Genomic DNA, 1,353 nt, shown 5'->3' on the forward strand with positions numbered 1-1,353 from the left:
GTCATTGAGAAATTCTTCACTACTAAAGATACCGCTTGCTCCGACAATATCCGGGTCTTGTACCGGGTCGAGGTCAGCAGGGTTGCCAAAACGGTCTGCCAGGTCGGCACTTTTTACATAGCCACAGCGTACAAGGTCTTTTACGACTTCGTCAGTGGTAACATTTACGCCAGCGTTAGGAAGGCCGGTATTCATCTGAGCCATTTTCTTATCACTGATACGTTGAATAGACTCCATTACCGCGACGGCATCTTCCTGGCTTAGTAGGCCGATCAAATCACCGACATCGACCAGGCCAGTAACATCACTTGGGCGGTCAATTTTAGTCGGGCGCACCTGCGGGTTAATCATGTCCATTGGTGCTAAGGAGTTGCCGCCAGAATCAGAGCTTCGTGAGCCAATCAATGTTAAAAGTGAACCATCTGCACCGGCATTATGAATGCCATAAACCGGGTTATGGGGGTTGTTGCCTGTATCATTTTCTGAGCGGGCGGGAATAACTACACCGTTAATCGCAGCTTGGGTTGCCGCAGAGGTTCGTTCCTGAATCCCGCGTAAAAATTGGCTATCTGAATGAAAGGCTAAGCCCAGGGATTCATCAACGAAGTCATTCGTAGTGCCATCGGTATTGTTTACCTGAGGTAAAAAATCCGGCGGGATGCCAAGTTTGCTATAGCCTGCTGTGCTGAGCATGTCTTTTTGTCCGCCTGAACCGCCAACCAATACATTGGAGCCGGCAATGTTGGCGCCACCAGCCAGGTCAATACAGATAAAAGGGATCTTTCCGGCCCCTTGGACGGCGATTCCACAGCTATCTTTTAAGGCTTCAATATCTGAAGATAGCGCGGCCGAAGCATTACGTGGTGCTCCGAAGAGGCTGAATATTGACGAGCCAAAAACGGTAGCACCGCCAGCCATGAATCCATTGGCGATAAACTCCCTACGTGTTTTAGGGCGTTTATGGTCACTGTGTATCAAAGGTGCGTTGATATCCAGCGTTTGTTTGAGTGTTGGTTTGATAATCATAATCTCATCCTTCAACTGAATAGTATTTATTGCACAAGCGTTGTAGCGCTGCCTAGTACGGCTGCGCAGGCTGCTTTGACCACAATCTCGGTTCTACCTTCGGGACAGCTGCTGTCAGCTGAGCAAGCGCTAAGCGTATCAATCAGGCTGTTTATCTCATCATTAATATCGCTGTCGCTAGGTTGAGTGTCCAAGCTAGTGCCAACAAAGTTGCTCAGGAGGGCGCTTGAAATCTGGCTACGGCCATCCGTATCAAAAGCAGTATTGGCATTTTCACTAAAATCAAAGCTGCTAAAGAAACTAGCTCTTAAGCTTGTGTCATCAACC

General features: G+C 48.4%; 2 pseudogenes. Both read right to left on the bottom strand.

Annotated features, from left to right (window positions below):
• Positions 1-1,026, bottom strand: a pseudogene (locus A3757_RS23280) (hypothetical protein); the annotation flags it as partial.
• Positions 1,027-1,052: 26 nt separating this feature from the next.
• Positions 1,053-1,353 (bottom strand): annotated as a pseudogene (locus A3757_RS27310) (LamG domain-containing protein); the annotation flags it as partial.

The sequence above is a fragment of the Oleiphilus sp. HI0117 genome, assembly GCF_001635235.1.